The sequence below is a fragment of the Bacillus sp. jun7 genome (assembly GCF_051034795.1).
GTDB lineage: Bacteria > Bacillota > Bacilli > Bacillales > Bacillaceae > Bacillus > Bacillus velezensis.
Map to the genome: position 1 here is coordinate 2972824 of NZ_CP093219.1, position 15400 is coordinate 2988223.

Consider the following 15400-nt stretch of genomic DNA (forward strand, 5'->3'; position numbering starts at 1 on the left):
GAGATCCGTGAGGTTTTTATTCTGTCAAACTTAAACATTCAATAAAATATTCCTTATTTCCGCAACCGGAGGCAGATGAATTTGATAATATTGACTAATAGAGTTTATTTTGGTTTTTATCAAAAATATACGTTTTGTTCATATTCCGTTCATGCACATCCGTTATAGTATAAACAGTGATATAGGAGGAAAACATATGCCGAATAAACAACCAAAACCTAAAGGGAAATTCAGCTCATTCTTTTCATTAGTCAAAAAAACAAAACCATCATACGGTATGCTGGCCTTCGCGCTGTCTCTCAGTATTGTGACAACGCTCGTCAGCCTGCTGATTCCGCTGTTGACAAAGCAGCTCGTTGACGGCTTTTCCATGTCGTCGCTGTCAGGCGTGCAAATCGGAATCATCGCAGCCGTGTTTATCGTACAGGCCGCATTAAGCGCCTACGCCACCTACGCCCTGAACTACAGCGGCCAGAAAATCATCTCGGGACTGCGTGATTTGTTGTGGCAGAAATTAATTAAACTGCCCGTCTCTTATTTTGACAAAAACGCCACAGGAGAAACGATCAGCCGTATCACCAATGACACAATGGTGGTAAAAGAGCTGATCACAAACAATATCAGCGGATTTATTACCGGAATCATTTCCGTTATCGGGTCACTGACGATCTTATTTTTCATGAACTGGAAGCTCACATTGCTCGTGCTGATCGTCGTGCCGCTGGCTGCGGTGATTTTAGTGCCGATCGGCCGGAAAATGTTTAAAATTTCTCGGGAAACACAGGATGAAACGGCGAGATTCACCGGATTATTAAACCACATCCTCCCGGAAATCAGGCTTGTAAAAGCGTCAAACGCTGAAGAAGCGGAATACGGACGCGGAAAAGCAGGCATCATGGCGCTCTTTAAACTCGGGCTGCGTGAAGCGAAGGTGCAGTCGCTCGTAGGCCCGCTTATTACACTTGTATTAATGGCGGCGCTGGTCGCTGTCATCGGGTACGGCGGGATGCAGGTGTCATCCGGTGAATTGACAGCCGGCGCACTCGTTGCCTTTATCCTGTATTTGTTTCAAATCATTATGCCGATGGGCCAGATCACTTCATTTTTCACACAGCTTCAAAAATCCGTCGGCGCAACGGAACGGATGATTCATATTCTTGCAGAAAAAGAAGAAGATATCCAAACCGGAAAAGCCATTGAAAACGCAGATCAGCCGATTAAGCTCGAACAAGTCTCATTCGGCTACAAAACAGATCAAACCATCTTAAAAGACATTACGGCTACGATTGAGGCCGGCAAAGTCACCGCGATCGTCGGACCGAGCGGCGGCGGAAAAACAACGTTATTTAAGCTGCTTGAACGATTCTACAATCCGACTGCGGGCAGCATCCTGCTCGGAAATGAACCGATTGATGCATATTCCCTTGAGTCATGGCGGGAGCATATCGGCTACGTGTCGCAAGAAAGCCCGTTAATGTCAGGCACCATCCGCGACAATATCTGCTACGGATTAAAACGCGAGGTGACTGATGAGGAACTGAGGCAAGCGGCTGACATGGCCTACGCCCTGCAATTTATTGAAGACTTACCGAAGAAATTTGAAACAGAGGTCGGTGAGCGGGGAATTATGCTGTCAGGCGGACAGCGCCAGCGCATCGCCATTGCCAGAGCGCTCCTTCGCAACCCGAGCATTCTGATGCTTGATGAAGCGACATCAAGTCTGGACAGCCAATCTGAAAAATGGGTGCAGCAGGCGCTGGAAGTTCTAATGGAAGGCCGCACCACGATTGTGATCGCCCATCGTTTATCCACGGTTGTGGATGCAGATCAGCTTCTCTTTGTCGAACAGGGTGAAATCACCGGACGGGGCACACACCATGAATTAATGGCATCCCATTCGCTGTACCGCGATTTTGCGGAGCAGCAGCTGAAGCTGAATGCCGACTTAGAAAACAAAGCTGTGTAAAGCAAGACTTTATGAATAGAAAGCAGCTGAAAAAGCTGCTTTTTATTTTGCAGCCGGAATCCTATTCATTGGAAGCGGGGGGTGAATTATGAAAAAACGCACAAAGATTTTTTATTGTCACGCGGCCTTACTGCTCGTATTCATGACTGCCGGGTGTACGGACGGTAACGATGAAGAGCCGAGCCATTCTTCAAGTCCGGCCGGAGAAATCAGCGGCATCAACAAGGCTGAAACAGCATCAGCGGCAGAAAAAAAAGAACCCGTAATCAAAGATTCACATCACATCTCTGCGGACAAAAGCGAACCGAACAACATGTCGGCAGATTATTCTCCTCTGCAAATTGAATATGCCCGCATCTGGCTGCAGCTTGGGGAAAATCAGCAGATAGATGAATTGAACGTTCGCCGCATTCCGGCCGGAGCACTCGTCAATCCTGACGATCATACGAGCGCCCGCTATCCGGAAGATGTTACGCAGTTAGCAGGCTCCCGGTTAGTCGATGGGTCAGTCACTTACAGCAGCAATGGTGACGGCACCATTCAGGTATACAATGTTCCTTTGCGCTGGGAGTCTCGTGAAGATACTGATCAAGGCGAAATGAAAGAAGTGACGGAGGAAATGATCCGCCATACAAAAAAAGTGTCTGTCGATACAGGAGACAATGAAAAAATAAGACGGTTAATAGACATCATGTCGATTCATTAAAAGAAGACAGGCAAAAAAGCAGAAGGAGGGATTTTCATGGCTGTCATATTGGTTGCGGATGACGACCGCCATATCCGTGAGCTTGTCCGCCTCATGATGGAGCAGAGCGGCTTTGACGTCGCAGAAGCGGAAGACGGGGAAGCGGCGGTGCGGCTGATCGAATCAGCACCTATTGATCTCATCATACTGGATGTGATGATGCCGAAAATGGACGGGTTTGAAGTCAGTGAAGCCGTCCGCAGCTTTACGGACATTCCGATTTTGATGCTGACGGCAAAAGGCGAAACGCTGGACAAAGTGCAAGGTTTTACTTCCGGAGCGGATGATTATCTCGTCAAACCGTTTGAGCCGCTTGAGCTGGAAGCAAGGGTCAAAGCATTGCTGAAACGGTACCGGATCACCGCTGAAAAACTGCTGACCATCGGAAATGTCACATTAGATAAGCAATCCCGCACCGTAACGCGCGGCGGCGGAGCGGGATTGACGCTGCCCCGGCGTGAATTTGAGCTTTTATTTAAGCTCGCCGGTTATCCGAATAAGACGTTTTCAAGAGAACAATTAATAGAAGATATTTGGGGCTTTGATTATGAAGGTGACGAGCGGACGGTTGATGTGCATGTTAAAAGGCTGAGGGAACGGTTTCCGGAAAAGGACTATCCGTTTGCCATCCATACGGTGCGGGGGCTCGGGTATCGGTTTGTGGTGACAGAATGAAACGGATCTTCAGAACGGCTGGAAAAATCATCATCCTTCTCACCGTCACCGCATTCTTATGGCTGGCGGCTCATCTGATCGTTCAGGGATTCGGTCTCATATGGCCGATTTTGCTTGTGCCGTACGCCGAGCAGATTCTGACGCTCTGGCTTGTTTTCGGCCTGCTGTTTGTAACGATGTTTATTTTTTCAAAGTCAGCACGTGAAAGACATCATGCGATCTGGGATTCGCTGACCGCCACGATCAAGCAAATGTCGAGCGGCAACTTCACAGCGGCCGCCTCCAGGAAAATGGAGAAGATTGAACGGGACCACCCCGTGACGAAATTGGCTGATGAACTGTCGACACTCGCCGCGGAACTGAGTGAAATGGAAAAGCTGAAACAAGAATTTATTTCGAACGTTTCCCATGAAATCCAAACTCCGCTTACTTCATTAAAGGGCTACGCGCATCTTCTGAAAAAACCGGATTTATCATATGAGGAGCGGGGGCGCTATTTACACATCATCGAGACAGAAACAGAACGATTATCAAAAATCAGTGAAAATCTGCTGAAGCTCACTGCGCTTGAACGCCAAACCGAACCGATACAAAAAAAACCGTTCCGCATTGACAAACAGCTGCGGCGCACCATATTGACCTGTGAGCCTGAATGGTCCGCCAAACAGATTGAGTTTCTCATTGATTTACAGGAGTCGTATGTGTACGGAGATGAAGCGCTGCTCAGCCAAGTATGGATGAATCTGATTCACAATGCCGTAAAATTTACCGGTGAAGGCGGCCGCATTTCCGTTAAAATTGTTGATCTGCCGGGAGCGGCGGCTGTCGAAATCGCCGACGACGGAATCGGAATGGAGCCTGAACAGGCGGAGCGTGTATTTGAACGGTTTTATAAAGCGGACAAGGCGAGAAACGCAGGGGGAAGCGGGCTCGGCCTGTCCATCGCCCAAAAAATCGCAGAGCTGCACGGCGGTTCGATAGAGGTTGAGAGCAAGCGCGGCGAAGGAACCCTTTTCCGCGTCATTCTTCCAGCCGAGCCTCGTGAAAAAAACAGCTAAAATCTGGTCGAACCAGCCAGTAAAAAACGAAGCCGATCCTGTCTTTTGAACTATTGAGGCGAAACCGTTTTATGGTATACTACTGACGGTAATACGTATAAAACGGAGGATATTTGTGGGAAAACACACTTCTGAACAGAAAAAGCACGCGCAAATTGTCCAGCTGCTTCAGGATGGACAATATTTTTTTCATAAAGGCTTAAAAGCATATAAAGAGCGGAATTTAAAACGGGCCAGCAAACTGATTCAGCGGGCCGTCCACCTCGAGCCGAATGATTCCGAAATGCTGTCACGGCTGGCCGTGATTTATTCTGAAATGGGCCACTACCAGCAGTCAAATGAGCTGTTCGACTTTATTTTGGTGAACCTGAAAGAAGAAATGCCCGAGTGTCATTATTTTAAAGCGAATAATTTCGCGCATTTGGGGCTCTTTCAGGAAGCATACAAAGAAGCGGCGGCTTATTCAGATGCCGATCCGGACGGGGAATTCAGCGAAGAGATTGAAAATCTGATGGAGCTTTTGGATTTCGGCGAAGCGGGTGAAAACGAATCGCTCTATGACCAGGATGAGCTGCTGATCAGGCAGGACCGGGCAAAAATGCTTCTTGAGAGCGGCCAGCTTCATGAAGCGGTTGTCATGCTTGAAGAGATTACGGCCGATTACCCCGAGCTTTGGTCTGCATACAACAACCTGGCGCTTGCTTACTTTTACTCAGGCAATGTTACAAAAGCGAAACAGACGGTATTCGAAGTGCTTGAGAAAAATGAAGGCAATCTCCATGCCCTGTGCAACCTCCTTGTATTTTGCTATTACGAGAGGGAAGATGAAAAAGTCGGAGAACTGAGCGGGAAACTCGCCAACGTGTATCCGATTTTATTCGAACAGCGCTATAAGCTGGGGGCGACGCTTGCGCTTGTCGGCAGACATGATCTCGGTTATAAATGGCTCCGTTCTCTTTACAAAAGCGGGTTCGAAGGCGACGAAACGTTTTATTACTGGCTTGCCGCCTCAGCCTACGGGACAGGCCGCACAGAATTTGCGGAAACCATTTGGAAAAAGGCCGAAGCCGAATTTCCCGAATCAGACCGGCCCGCGCCTTGGGCGGAGCGGCAGGAACCGCTGCCTGCTTCACTTGAACAGCGGCTTGCCGCCTATTATATCAGCAGCGCTGAAGGAGAGCGGAACCAGCTTGAAAAAGTTCTGACGGCAAAACGCGCCGTTTCACCGTTTGAACAAGATTTCGTCAGACTGCTGCTTTCCGGTGAAAAAGGCGCTTCAGGCGTCTCTGGTGACGCGCTGTTCACGTATCGGACGGTCAAGCTTCTGGAGAAAGCGGAAGCCGACAGTTTAAAAACTGACGTCATGAGCTGCTGGGTTTTTCACGTCATTCAGCATATCCGCGCCGCCGCTGCCGTACAGAATGAGCGGGCATGGGCCGCAGCCATCGCATATGTATGGAAAGAAGCAAACGGCGAAAAAACGACGAAAAAAGAAACGGCCGCCGTTTACGGTATAACCCCGGCAACCCTTTCGAAATACATCAGACAAATAGATGATATATTAGAATAAAACCGATTCTTTCTATATAAAGAGTCGGTTCTTTTTTTATCATAAAGGGGCAAAACAGAACTTTACCGCCGAAAAAAGAGGTATTCATACGTATTTTTTTGCTTTTTGAATCGAAATCAGGCCGTAATCACCGTTTATTTTGCAAAATATGAGATTTGCAATCACATTGAAATATAACTGTAATAAAAATTGTCGAAACATGATGGTATAATGAGTCTCGTACATAAGAGATTAGTTTATTTTACATGTGCTGTATAATCTATACCAATTAACCAGATTCAAAGAATCGTACATAAAAATCATCAGCCTCACGGACATGTGAGGGAGCGTAACTTTGATGTTCATAATAGAATTCCAAATGAGAACAGGTTTAAAGTAAAAGGGAGGAAAGAAAAAGTGAAAAAGAGTTTATTAACACTTGGTTTGGCTTCCGTCATCGGGACAAGCAGTTTTTTGATCCCGTTTACAAAAACTGCATCGGCGGAAACATTAGACAGCAAAAAAGCGAAAATTGAAAGCAAGCAATCTGAGGTGGCTTCAAGCCTTGAAGCAAAAGAAAGAGAATTGTCCAAGCTTCAGGACAAGCAGGCTAAGATTGAAAAAGAACTGAAAGACATTAACGCTAAAGCGTTGGATACAAGCAATAAAATCGAAGATAAAAAAGCTGAAAACGAAAAAACGAAAAAGCAGATCGCTGATTTGAAAAAAGAAATCAAAGAAACAGAAGCGCGTATTGAAAAACGCAATGAAATCCTGAAAAAACGCGTTCGTTCTTTACAGGAAAACGGCGGTTCTCAAGGATACATAGATGTACTTTTAGGAGCGACAAGCTTCGGAGACTTCATTTCCCGTGCGACTGCAGTATCTTCTATCGTTGATGCGGATAAAGACCTGATCAAACAGCAGGAGCAGGATAAAGCGAAACTCGAAGACGCAGAAGCTGAACTTAACGTGAAGCTGAAAAAAGTTCAAGATGATCTTGCGAAACTCGAGTCTATGCAAAAAGACCTGAACAAACAGCTTGATCAGAAAGACAAGCTTTTCGACGAAGCGAAAAACGGTCAGAAAAAAAGCGGCTTCCGCTATCTCTGATCTGAAAAAAGAAGCGTCACAGCTTGCAAACCAAAAAGCTGACACTGAAAAAGAGCAGAAGCGCATTAAAGCTGAGCAGGCTGCTGCTGCTGCCCTGATCAAAAAACAGGAAGAAGCGCAAAAAGCTTCTGAAGACCAAAACCAAAAAGATGACAGCCAGCCGGCACCGGCGGTTAAAACTGTGAAAAAAGCGGCTGTTTCAACATCATCTGATTCATCTGACAGCTCAAGCAAACCGAAGAGCACTTCAGGCGGATCATCTCATAACGGCGGCGGTTCAGATGATTCTGACGGCGGATCTGTTATTTCAAATTCAGGCGGTATTGAAGGCGCGATCAGCGTAGGATCAAGCCTTGTGGGTCAATCTCCGTATAAATTCGGCGGCGGACGCACTCAATCCGATATTGACAACCGTATTTTTGACTGCTCTTCATTCGTACGCTGGGCTTATGCTAACGCAGGCGTTAATCTCGGACCTGCAAGCGGCACAAACACAGATACATTAATCGGAAGAGGTAAAGCAGTAAGCGCGTCTGACATGAAACGCGGAGACTTAGTTTTCTTCAACACGTATAAAACAAACGGCCACGTCGGCATCTACTTAGGTAACGGAACGTTCCTGAACGATAATACATCACACGGTGTATCCATTGATTCTATGAGCAACCCTTACTGGAAGAAAGCATTCAACGGCAATGTAAGACGTGTCGTGCAATAATGAATAAGACAAGGGCCTTCTATCCCGGAAGGCTCTTTCTTTATTTGTATACCCGCTCAGGAGCTGCCTAATCACGGTTTCTCAGAAAAATGAGCAAAAAAATAGCGAATTGCCCTCAGATTTAATAGGATATGGGTAAGGAATACGATTGATGGGGATTCTTAGTCATATAGGGTGCGCCCCATTTCGAAAAGGAGTGAATCATGGTGTCAGAAGAAAAAATTTATGATGTGATCATTATCGGCGCGGGTCCGGCGGGGATGACCGCTGCTGTTTACACATCACGAGCGAACTTATCCACATTAATGATCGAAAGAGGAATTCCGGGCGGCCAGATGGCCAACACGGAGGATGTTGAAAACTATCCGGGTTTTGAAAGCATTCTCGGCCCTGAACTTTCTAATAAAATGTTTGAACATGCGAAAAAATTCGGTGCGGAATATGCGTACGGTGATATTAAAGAAATTGTTGACGGTAAAGAATATAAAACGGTCAAAGCCGGTTCAAAAGAATATAAAGCGCGCGCCATCGTCATTTCTGCCGGAGCGGAATACAAAAAGATCGGTGTCCCCGGCGAAAAAGAACTGGGCGGCCGCGGCGTATCGTACTGCGCGGTTTGTGACGGCGCGTTCTTTAAAAATAAAGAGCTTGTCGTTGTCGGCGGCGGAGACTCCGCCGTTGAAGAAGGCGTCTATCTGACACGCTTCGCTTCAAAAGTCACCATCGTTCACAGACGTGACAAATTGCGTGCGCAAAGCATTCTTCAGGCGCGTGCCTTTGACAATGAGAAAATTGACTTCAAATGGAACAAAACCGTAAAAGAGATCCATGAGGAAAACGGAAAAGTCGGCAGACTTACTCTTGTGGATACCGTGACGGGAGAAGAGGAAGAATTCAAAGCTGACGGCGTCTTTATTTATATCGGTATGCTTCCGCTTTCTAAACCGTTCGAAAACTTGGGCATCACAAATGAAGAAGGCTACATTGAAACAAATGCCCAAATGGAGACAAAAGTTCCAGGCATTTTCGCCGCGGGAGACATCCGGGAAAAAACGCTCCGCCAGATCGTAACGGCGACAGGCGACGGAAGTATTGCGGCTCAAAGCGTTCAGCATTATGTGGAAGAGCTTGAGGAAACGCTCAAAACCGTTAAATAATCACTGTAATGTTCAGTTTTTGAATCGTTACTGTGTTTTAATTACGCTGTAACACGGGTGAAATACTGATGTTTTAAGATGAATGTAGTAATTGACCCCCTTTTTAATGAATACACTTTGGCACGGATTCCAGTATCCGTGCCCTTTTTTTGCGATTTTTTGTTTTCTGTCAAATAAAAGAAAAGGATGTCGGTGTCTCTGCATTGTGAGAGACATGCCGAAACGGTATAATGAAGAGACGATGATTTGTTGAGAAGGTTAGGTGACGTACTTGTGCAAAGAGTGACAAATTGTGTGCTGCAGACAGATGATCAGGTTCTCCTTCTCCAAAAGCCGAGACGGGGCTGGTGGGTCGCGCCCGGCGGGAAGATGGAAAGCGGCGAATCCGTCAGAGATTCCGTCATCAGAGAGTACAGAGAAGAGACGGGCATTTATATACTAAATCCGCAGTTAAAAGGCGTGTTTACCTTTATTATTAAGGAACAGGAACAAATCGTGTCAGAGTGGATGATGTTTACTTTCGTCGCCGACTCCTACACGGGGCGGAATGTCGCTGAATCAGAGGAAGGCGTTCTGAAGTGGCATGACGTAAAAGATATCCACAGCCTTCCGATGGCCCCCGGAGACGGGCATATCCTTGATTTTATGATCAAGGGCCAAGGGCTTTTGCACGGCACCTTTACGTATACGCCGGACTTCGAGCTGCTCAGCTATCGTTTAGATCCGCAGCTTATCAAATAAAAGAAAGACCGCAGGGGGGAGAAAGATGAGTATGAATGAAAACCATGATATTCAGCTCGTCATCATTACGGGAATGTCTGGAGCGGGGAAAACCGTCGCCATTCAAAGCTTTGAGGATCTCGGCTATTTTTGCGTCGACAATCTGCCGCCTTCCTTGCTGCCGAAATTTTTGGAGCTGATGAAAGAATCAAGTTCAAAAATGAGCAAGGTCGCGCTTGTCATGGATCTGCGGGGACGTGAATTTTTTGACAGGCTGATTGAGGCGCTGGATGAAATGGCGGAAAATCCGTGGATTACACCGCGCATTCTCTTTTTAGACGCTAAGGATTCTATCCTTGTGACGAGATACAAAGAAACGAGGCGTTCTCACCCGCTGGCCGCTACCGGGCTTCCTCTTGAAGGAATCGCGCTGGAACGCCAGCTGCTTGAAGAATTGAAAGGGCGCTCTCAGCTGATCTATGACACATCGGATATGAAACCTCGTGATCTGCGTGAAAAAATCGTGGCGCATTTCGCCACGAACCAAGGTGAAACATTTACAGTGAACGTGATGTCATTCGGTTTCAAATACGGGCTTCCGATAGATGCCGACCTCGTGTTTGATGTAAGGTTTCTGCCGAATCCGTTCTACATTGAAAGCATGAGGCCGCTTACGGGGAAAGATGAGGAAGTGTCATCCTATGTGATGAAGTGGAACGAAACACAAAAGTTTATTGAAAAGCTTGTTGATCTGCTCGGCTTTATGCTTCCGTCTTATAAGCGGGAAGGGAAAAGCCAGCTTGTCATCGCGATCGGCTGTACGGGCGGCCAGCACCGCTCCGTCACGCTCGCTGAGTATTTGGCTGACTATTTTAAAAAAGATTTCTATACTCATGTCACTCACCGGGACATTGAAAAGAGAAGCCGGAAATGAATAAGAAGCCGAAAATCGCAATCTTCGGCGGCGGAACGGGTCTGTCTGTGCTGCTTCGGGGGTTAAAGCATAAGCCCGTTGATATTACGGCGATTGTGACAGTTGCTGATGACGGCGGAAGTTCAGGCCGTCTGCGGGATGAACTTCAAATTCCGCCGCCGGGTGACATCCGTAACGTATTGGCCGCTTTGTCAGATGTTGAGCCGCTCGTTGAAAATCTGTTTCAGCACCGTTTCAACAAAGGAAGCGACTTAACCGGACATTCGCTCGGCAATTTGATTTTGGCAGCGATGACAAATATAACCGGTGATTTCTTTCACGCTGTCACCGAAATGAGCAAGGTGCTGAATGTCCGCGGCAGAGTGCTGCCTGCTGCCAACACCAGTGTCGTTCTTCATGCTGAAATGGAGGACGGGCAGGTCGTCTCCGGAGAATCTACAATCCCTTCTTACGGCCAGCGGATTAAACGGGTGTTTCTTACGCCTGAAAAAATTGATCCGCTGCCGGAAACGATTGACGTCATCCGTCAGGCCGATTTAATCATTATCGGTCCGGGAAGCCTGTACACAAGCATTCTTCCGAATCTGCTCGTGCCGAAAATCGGAGAGGAAGTCGTCAAGGCCGCGGCCAAAAAAGTATATATATGCAACGTCATGACACAGCCCGGCGAGACGCTTCAATACAGCGCGGCCGACCATGTCAAGGCGCTGAACGATCATATGGAGCAGCCGTTTATCGACACGATCTTAATCAACAATGAGGAGATCCCTGACGAAATCAAAAGCAAATATGCGAAAGAGCTGGCCCGGCCCGTCGACTTCAATGTTGAAAAGCTGAAATCCATGGGGCTTGAGGTCATCAGGGATCAGATTATCACGTATAAAAATGGCGTAATCCGTCACGATACACATAAAGTGGCTTCTCTTCTTGTCGATTTATTAAGGGACTAGAGGCCTTTTGAAATGAGGTGGCTAATATGTCATTTGCATCGGAAACAAAAAAAGAACTGACGAATCTGGAAGTGAAGGACTGCTGCGCCAAGGCGGAGCTGTCCGCGCTGATTCGGATGAACGGTTCCCTGTCATTTTCAAACCGCCATCTCGTGCTTGACGTTCAAACCGAAAATGCGGCGATTGCCCGCCGCATTTATACATTGCTGAAGAAACAATATGATGTATCGGTCGAACTGTTAGTCAGAAAAAAAATGCGGCTGAAAAAAAACAATGTTTATATTGTGCGCTTCTCTGAAAATGCAAAACTGATTTTAGAGGAATTGAAAATCCTCGGGGAGAACTTTATATTTGAACGGAATATTTCTGAGGAACTGGTGGCGAAACGGTGCTGCAAACGTTCTTATATGAGAGGGGCGTTTTTGGCGGGGGGATCTGTGAATAATCCCGAAACCTCGTCGTACCACTTGGAAATCTTCTCGCTTTATAAGGAACATAACGATTCATTATGCGCGCTGCTGAATGAATTTCATCTGAACAGCAAAACGCTTGAACGGAAAAAAGGCTATATTACGTATTTAAAAGAGGCGGAAAAAATCACTGAATTTCTGAATGTCATCGGCGCTCACAATTCATTGCTGCGCTTTGAAGATGTGCGGATTGTCAGAGATATGAGAAACTCAGTGAACCGCCTCGTCAATTGTGAAACAGCAAACTTAAACAAAACCATCGGGGCTTCTCTCAGACAGGTGGAAAATATTAAATACATTGATGAACGGATCGGTCTTGAAGCGCTGCCGGAAAAGCTTCGCGAAATTGCGCAGCTGCGGATTGATTATCAGGAGGTCACGCTGAAAGAACTGGGGGAAATGGTTGCAAGCGGGAAAATCAGCAAATCCGGCATCAATCACAGGCTGAGAAAGCTCGATGAAATCGCAGAACAGCTGCGTACAGGACAAAGCATCACTTTGAAATAACCGTACAGAAAAGGGGAGATCTTATGGTTCAGGGGAAAGTGGAAGTGCGTTTAAAGACGGGATTGCAGGCGCGCCCCGCTGCATTGTTTGTACAGGAGGCAAATCGTTTTGCATCAGATGTGTTTCTTGAAAAAAACGGCAAGAAAGTGAATGCCAAAAGCATTATGGGATTAATGAGTCTGGCGGTCAGCTCGGGGACGGAAGTCACTCTGATCGCTGAAGGCGACGATGAAAAGGAAGCGCTGGAAAAGTTGTCCGCTTATGTGCAGGAAGAAGTGTAAACACTTTGTAAGGGGGACGGAACGATGAATGAGTTTCTGAAAGATTGTTATCAAACGATAGGCTGGGAAAAGGATTCCCTCGATTTCAGCAACCTGCCGGAGTTTTTAAAGGCACTCGCGTATCGGTTTCCGTTTGAAAATCGCGCGGTTTTGTCCAAAAAAGAATATGACGTCACGAAAGAAGGACTGTGGCGGCACATGGTGAAGGAACCTCACGGCGGCCTTTGTTATGACTTGAACGGACTGCTTTATTTCATCCTGAAAGATGCCGGATTGGATGTCAAATTGATCCGCGGAACGGTCTGGAAAAACGGCTGGGCGCTGCCCGGCACACATGCGGCCGTACTTCTTTCCGCCGGAGGGAATGAGTACATCGCTGATGCAGGCTTCGGCCTCAATCTCGCCATGCAGCCTGTGCCGATGTCGGGAGACGAGACGGTATCAGCGGCCGGAGCGTTCCGCGTGAGGATAGAAGAGACGGAATTCGGGGCATACGTGCTTGAAATGAACAAAGGGGACGGCTGGCAGACAGGTTACGCATTTTCGCTTGAAGAAATCGATGAAAAGGACCTCAAGTCTATGAAACAAACAATCTTTGAACATGAACGTTCTCCTTTCAACAAACGCCTGCTTGCTTCTAAGCGGACACCGGAAGGGCACATGGTTCTGTCTGAACGCAATATAACAATAAAAAAACACGATGGCACGGCGGAAAACAGCAGAATAGACCGATCAGAGTTCGAAGAAAAATTTACTGCTCATTTTATATGAAGCTCGCAGGTTCTCTGTAAAAAAACGGCCTCCGCAGGGAAGCCGTTTTTTGTATGTGTTTATCTCATTTTTGTAAAGGTTTGATAGTGGTCTGTCGTCTTATAAATCAGCCAGTCGCTTGAGTAAAGAATCCGGTCTGAATTTCTGAAGCCTGATGTATAGTTAATATCCGCTTCACGCCACGTCCGTCCGCTTTTTGCAGGGAGTTTGCCTTCCCTGTTTGAGAAGATGTCTCCGCCGATGCTTTTCCCCGGGGCGACCTCCGCCAGATTCCCCTTTGATGCCACCCAGCCGAGGGCCTGAGCTTCTGACTTTGTAATGTAATTATCAGGAAGCTTATGATAGGTCTGAAGATAATCCGCAACCCCGTCAAACGTGTTGATAACCTGTGCTTCAGTGTGCGCCTTGTGAGAAGATGTATCCGTCTTGGCAGCCGTTGAAAACAGCATCCCCGCCGCGGAGAACAGCACCAGCAAACAAACGGAAATCCACGATAATCGTTTTTTCAAAGCAATACCTCCCATTTTTATCATGTGAAGCTGATTCCTTTTCATTGTATCAGCATCAAGAGAAAGGAATAGAAAGAATTTTAAAATAGTACTTTTGATCTAGTGAAAAATAAACCCCGGCTGAAACGGCCGGGATTTTTCATCTCATTGAAATTCCTTCGTGAGGTTTTTCGGTGTTTTTCCGTATACGGCGTCAATCATGTTTTGTGCGGCTTGCTTCAACATATTCAAGCGGATTTTTGCCGTTGCTGACCCGATATGAGGAAGCAATGTGACGTTTTCCAGCTGCAGGAGCGGATTGTCTTCGGCGATCGGCTCTTTTTCAAACACATCTAAACCGGCGCCTTTTATCCAGCCCTCCTGCAATGCGCGGATGAGCGCTTTCTCATCAACCGTCTTTCCCCGGGAAATATTGACGAAACATGCCGTATCTTTCATCAATTTAAATTCCCGCTCTCCCATCATATGATACGTTTCGTCAGTGAGCGGCGTAATTAAAAGCACAAAGTCTGATGTTTTCAGCAGTGTATCTAAGTCGGCATATGTAACCCCGAGTTCCTTCTCAGCATCCGGTTTTCTGCTGCGGTTATAATACAGCACGTCCATATCGAAGCCGAATTTTGCCCGTTTGGCAGCTTGTTCACCGATTCTGCCCATGCCGATAATTCCTAATGTCTGATGGTGGACATCCATACCGAAAAGAGATTCCTCCTCAACGGTTCCCCATTTGCCGGTGCGGACGAATCGATCCAATTCGGCAACCCGTCTGGCGGAAGACAGAATTAATGAAAAAGCCAGATCAGCGACAGTGTCATCTAAGGTGTACGGTGTATGCGTGCCGACAACCCCGCGTCTTTTCATTTCTTCAATATTAAAATTATCATAGCCGACTGAATTATTGCTGACGACCTTCAGCTTCGGCGCGTGATCCAGCAAATCACTGTCAATCGCCGTTCCGGATGTCAGCAGCCCTTCAGCATCTTTCATTTTTTCGTACAGTTCCTCTTTTGGAATGGTATCTTCTTTCCAGATGTCATAGCGGCAATGCTCGCCTATCATTTGTTCGACTTCGGGCGGTATCGGTTTCGCGATGAATACATAGGGTTTCAACGGGCTTCTCCTCCTTTGTCTTTCTTCTCTATTTTATTATATAAGAGAAGCGGTAACGTGAGAAATATTCAAACGCATTACGATAAATTTCTGGTTCTTTTGAACTTAAAATGAAAGAAAAAGAAATGTACATGCTTGATTTCTCCAAACAGTAACAGAATCCGCCT

Annotated in this window: 14 protein-coding genes and 1 pseudogene; 13 read left to right on the forward strand and 2 right to left on the reverse strand. The window is 46.8% G+C overall.

What is annotated here, in order from left to right; genetic code table 11:
• Positions 1–196: 196 nt before the first annotated feature.
• The 13 genes and pseudogenes from MJQ52_RS14545 (at position 197) to MJQ52_RS14605 (ending at position 13614) form a co-directional block, all read left to right on the forward strand.
• Entirely contained in the window at positions 197–1966 is a 1770-nt protein-coding gene (locus tag MJQ52_RS14545; RefSeq protein WP_070082434.1) for an ABC transporter ATP-binding protein, read from the forward strand.
• 88 nt (positions 1967–2054) lie between these two features.
• On the forward strand, positions 2055–2672 hold the full coding sequence (locus MJQ52_RS14550) for a hypothetical protein (protein ID WP_191073225.1): 618 nt from the start codon (positions 2055–2057) through the stop codon (positions 2670–2672).
• A 36-nt stretch (positions 2673–2708) separates the two neighbouring features.
• Positions 2709–3386, forward strand: a complete 678-nt coding sequence (locus tag MJQ52_RS14555) for a response regulator transcription factor (RefSeq protein WP_015387652.1) — start codon at positions 2709–2711, stop codon at positions 3384–3386.
• Complete coding sequence (locus tag MJQ52_RS14560; protein WP_176283549.1) at positions 3383–4444, forward strand: sensor histidine kinase; 1062 nt, start codon at positions 3383–3385, stop codon at positions 4442–4444. Before MJQ52_RS14555 ends, MJQ52_RS14560 begins: the two co-directional genes overlap by 4 nt.
• 115 nt (positions 4445–4559) lie before the next feature.
• Positions 4560–6014, forward strand: coding sequence for a tetratricopeptide repeat protein (locus tag MJQ52_RS14565; RefSeq protein WP_102422868.1), 1455 nt, complete (start codon positions 4560–4562; stop codon positions 6012–6014).
• A gap of 396 nt (positions 6015–6410) precedes the next feature.
• Positions 6411–7824 (forward strand): annotated as a pseudogene (locus tag MJQ52_RS14570) (PcsB-like coiled-coil domain-containing protein).
• Positions 7825–8030: 206 nt separating this feature from the next.
• Positions 8031–8981: a thioredoxin-disulfide reductase gene (gene trxB / locus MJQ52_RS14575; protein ID WP_007407423.1), complete on the forward strand. Its 951-nt coding sequence runs from the start codon at positions 8031–8033 to the stop codon at positions 8979–8981.
• 273 nt (positions 8982–9254) lie between these two features.
• A complete protein-coding gene (locus tag MJQ52_RS14580; protein ID WP_003151491.1) occupies positions 9255–9722 on the forward strand; it encodes an 8-oxo-dGTP diphosphatase in 468 nt (155 codons plus the stop codon).
• Between the two features lie 25 nt (positions 9723–9747).
• Positions 9748–10635, forward strand: a complete 888-nt coding sequence (rapZ, locus tag MJQ52_RS14585; protein ID WP_012118535.1) for an RNase adapter RapZ — start codon at positions 9748–9750, stop codon at positions 10633–10635.
• Complete coding sequence (locus MJQ52_RS14590; RefSeq protein ID WP_007407422.1) at positions 10632–11585, forward strand: gluconeogenesis factor YvcK family protein; 954 nt, start codon at positions 10632–10634, stop codon at positions 11583–11585. Before rapZ ends, MJQ52_RS14590 begins: the two co-directional genes overlap by 4 nt.
• Positions 11586–11611: 26 nt before the next feature.
• Positions 11612–12562 carry a DNA-binding protein WhiA gene (gene whiA, locus MJQ52_RS14595; protein ID WP_017418846.1) on the forward strand — a complete coding sequence of 317 codons (951 nt, stop codon included), beginning with the start codon at positions 11612–11614 and terminating at the stop codon, positions 12560–12562.
• A gap of 23 nt (positions 12563–12585) precedes the next feature.
• Positions 12586–12843: an HPr family phosphocarrier protein gene (locus tag MJQ52_RS14600; RefSeq protein WP_025853523.1), complete on the forward strand. Its 258-nt coding sequence runs from the start codon at positions 12586–12588 to the stop codon at positions 12841–12843.
• A 24-nt stretch (positions 12844–12867) separates the two neighbouring features.
• Complete coding sequence (locus tag MJQ52_RS14605; RefSeq protein WP_017418847.1) at positions 12868–13614, forward strand: arylamine N-acetyltransferase family protein; 747 nt, start codon at positions 12868–12870, stop codon at positions 13612–13614.
• Positions 13615–13673: 59 nt separating this feature from the next.
• Here the strand turns inward: MJQ52_RS14605 and MJQ52_RS14610 are convergent, their stop codons facing one another.
• Complete coding sequence (locus MJQ52_RS14610; RefSeq protein WP_223883540.1) at positions 13674–14063, reverse strand: ribonuclease; 390 nt, start codon at positions 14061–14063, stop codon at positions 13674–13676.
• Positions 14064–14267: 204 nt separating this feature from the next.
• Entirely contained in the window at positions 14268–15182 is a 915-nt protein-coding gene (locus tag MJQ52_RS14615; protein ID WP_434181930.1) for a 2-hydroxyacid dehydrogenase, read from the reverse strand.
• Positions 15183–15400: the final 218 nt, after the last annotated feature.

What these genes read in the sequence shown, in the direction of transcription:
- whiA (WP_017418846.1), top strand. Translation starts at nt 11,612, where the DNA reads ATGTCATTTGCATCGGAAACAAAAAAAGAACTGACGAATCTGGAAGTG.
- MJQ52_RS14600 (WP_025853523.1), top strand. Translation starts at nt 12,586, where the DNA reads ATGGTTCAGGGGAAAGTGGAAGTGCGTTTAAAGACGGGATTGCAGGCG.
- rapZ (WP_012118535.1), top strand. Translation starts at nt 9,748, where the DNA reads ATGAGTATGAATGAAAACCATGATATTCAGCTCGTCATCATTACGGGA.
- MJQ52_RS14605 (WP_017418847.1), top strand. Translation starts at nt 12,868, where the DNA reads ATGAATGAGTTTCTGAAAGATTGTTATCAAACGATAGGCTGGGAAAAG.
- MJQ52_RS14550 (WP_191073225.1), top strand. Translation starts at nt 2,055, where the DNA reads ATGAAAAAACGCACAAAGATTTTTTATTGTCACGCGGCCTTACTGCTC.
- MJQ52_RS14590 (WP_007407422.1), top strand. Translation starts at nt 10,632, where the DNA reads ATGAATAAGAAGCCGAAAATCGCAATCTTCGGCGGCGGAACGGGTCTG.
- MJQ52_RS14560 (WP_176283549.1), top strand. Translation starts at nt 3,383, where the DNA reads ATGAAACGGATCTTCAGAACGGCTGGAAAAATCATCATCCTTCTCACC.
- MJQ52_RS14545 (WP_070082434.1), top strand. Translation starts at nt 197, where the DNA reads ATGCCGAATAAACAACCAAAACCTAAAGGGAAATTCAGCTCATTCTTT.
- MJQ52_RS14610 (WP_223883540.1), bottom strand. Translation starts at nt 14,063, where the DNA reads ATGCTGTTTTCAACGGCTGCCAAGACGGATACATCTTCTCACAAGGCG.
- MJQ52_RS14555 (WP_015387652.1), top strand. Translation starts at nt 2,709, where the DNA reads ATGGCTGTCATATTGGTTGCGGATGACGACCGCCATATCCGTGAGCTT.
- MJQ52_RS14615 (WP_434181930.1), bottom strand. Translation starts at nt 15,182, where the DNA reads ATGATAGGCGAGCATTGCCGCTATGACATCTGGAAAGAAGATACCATT.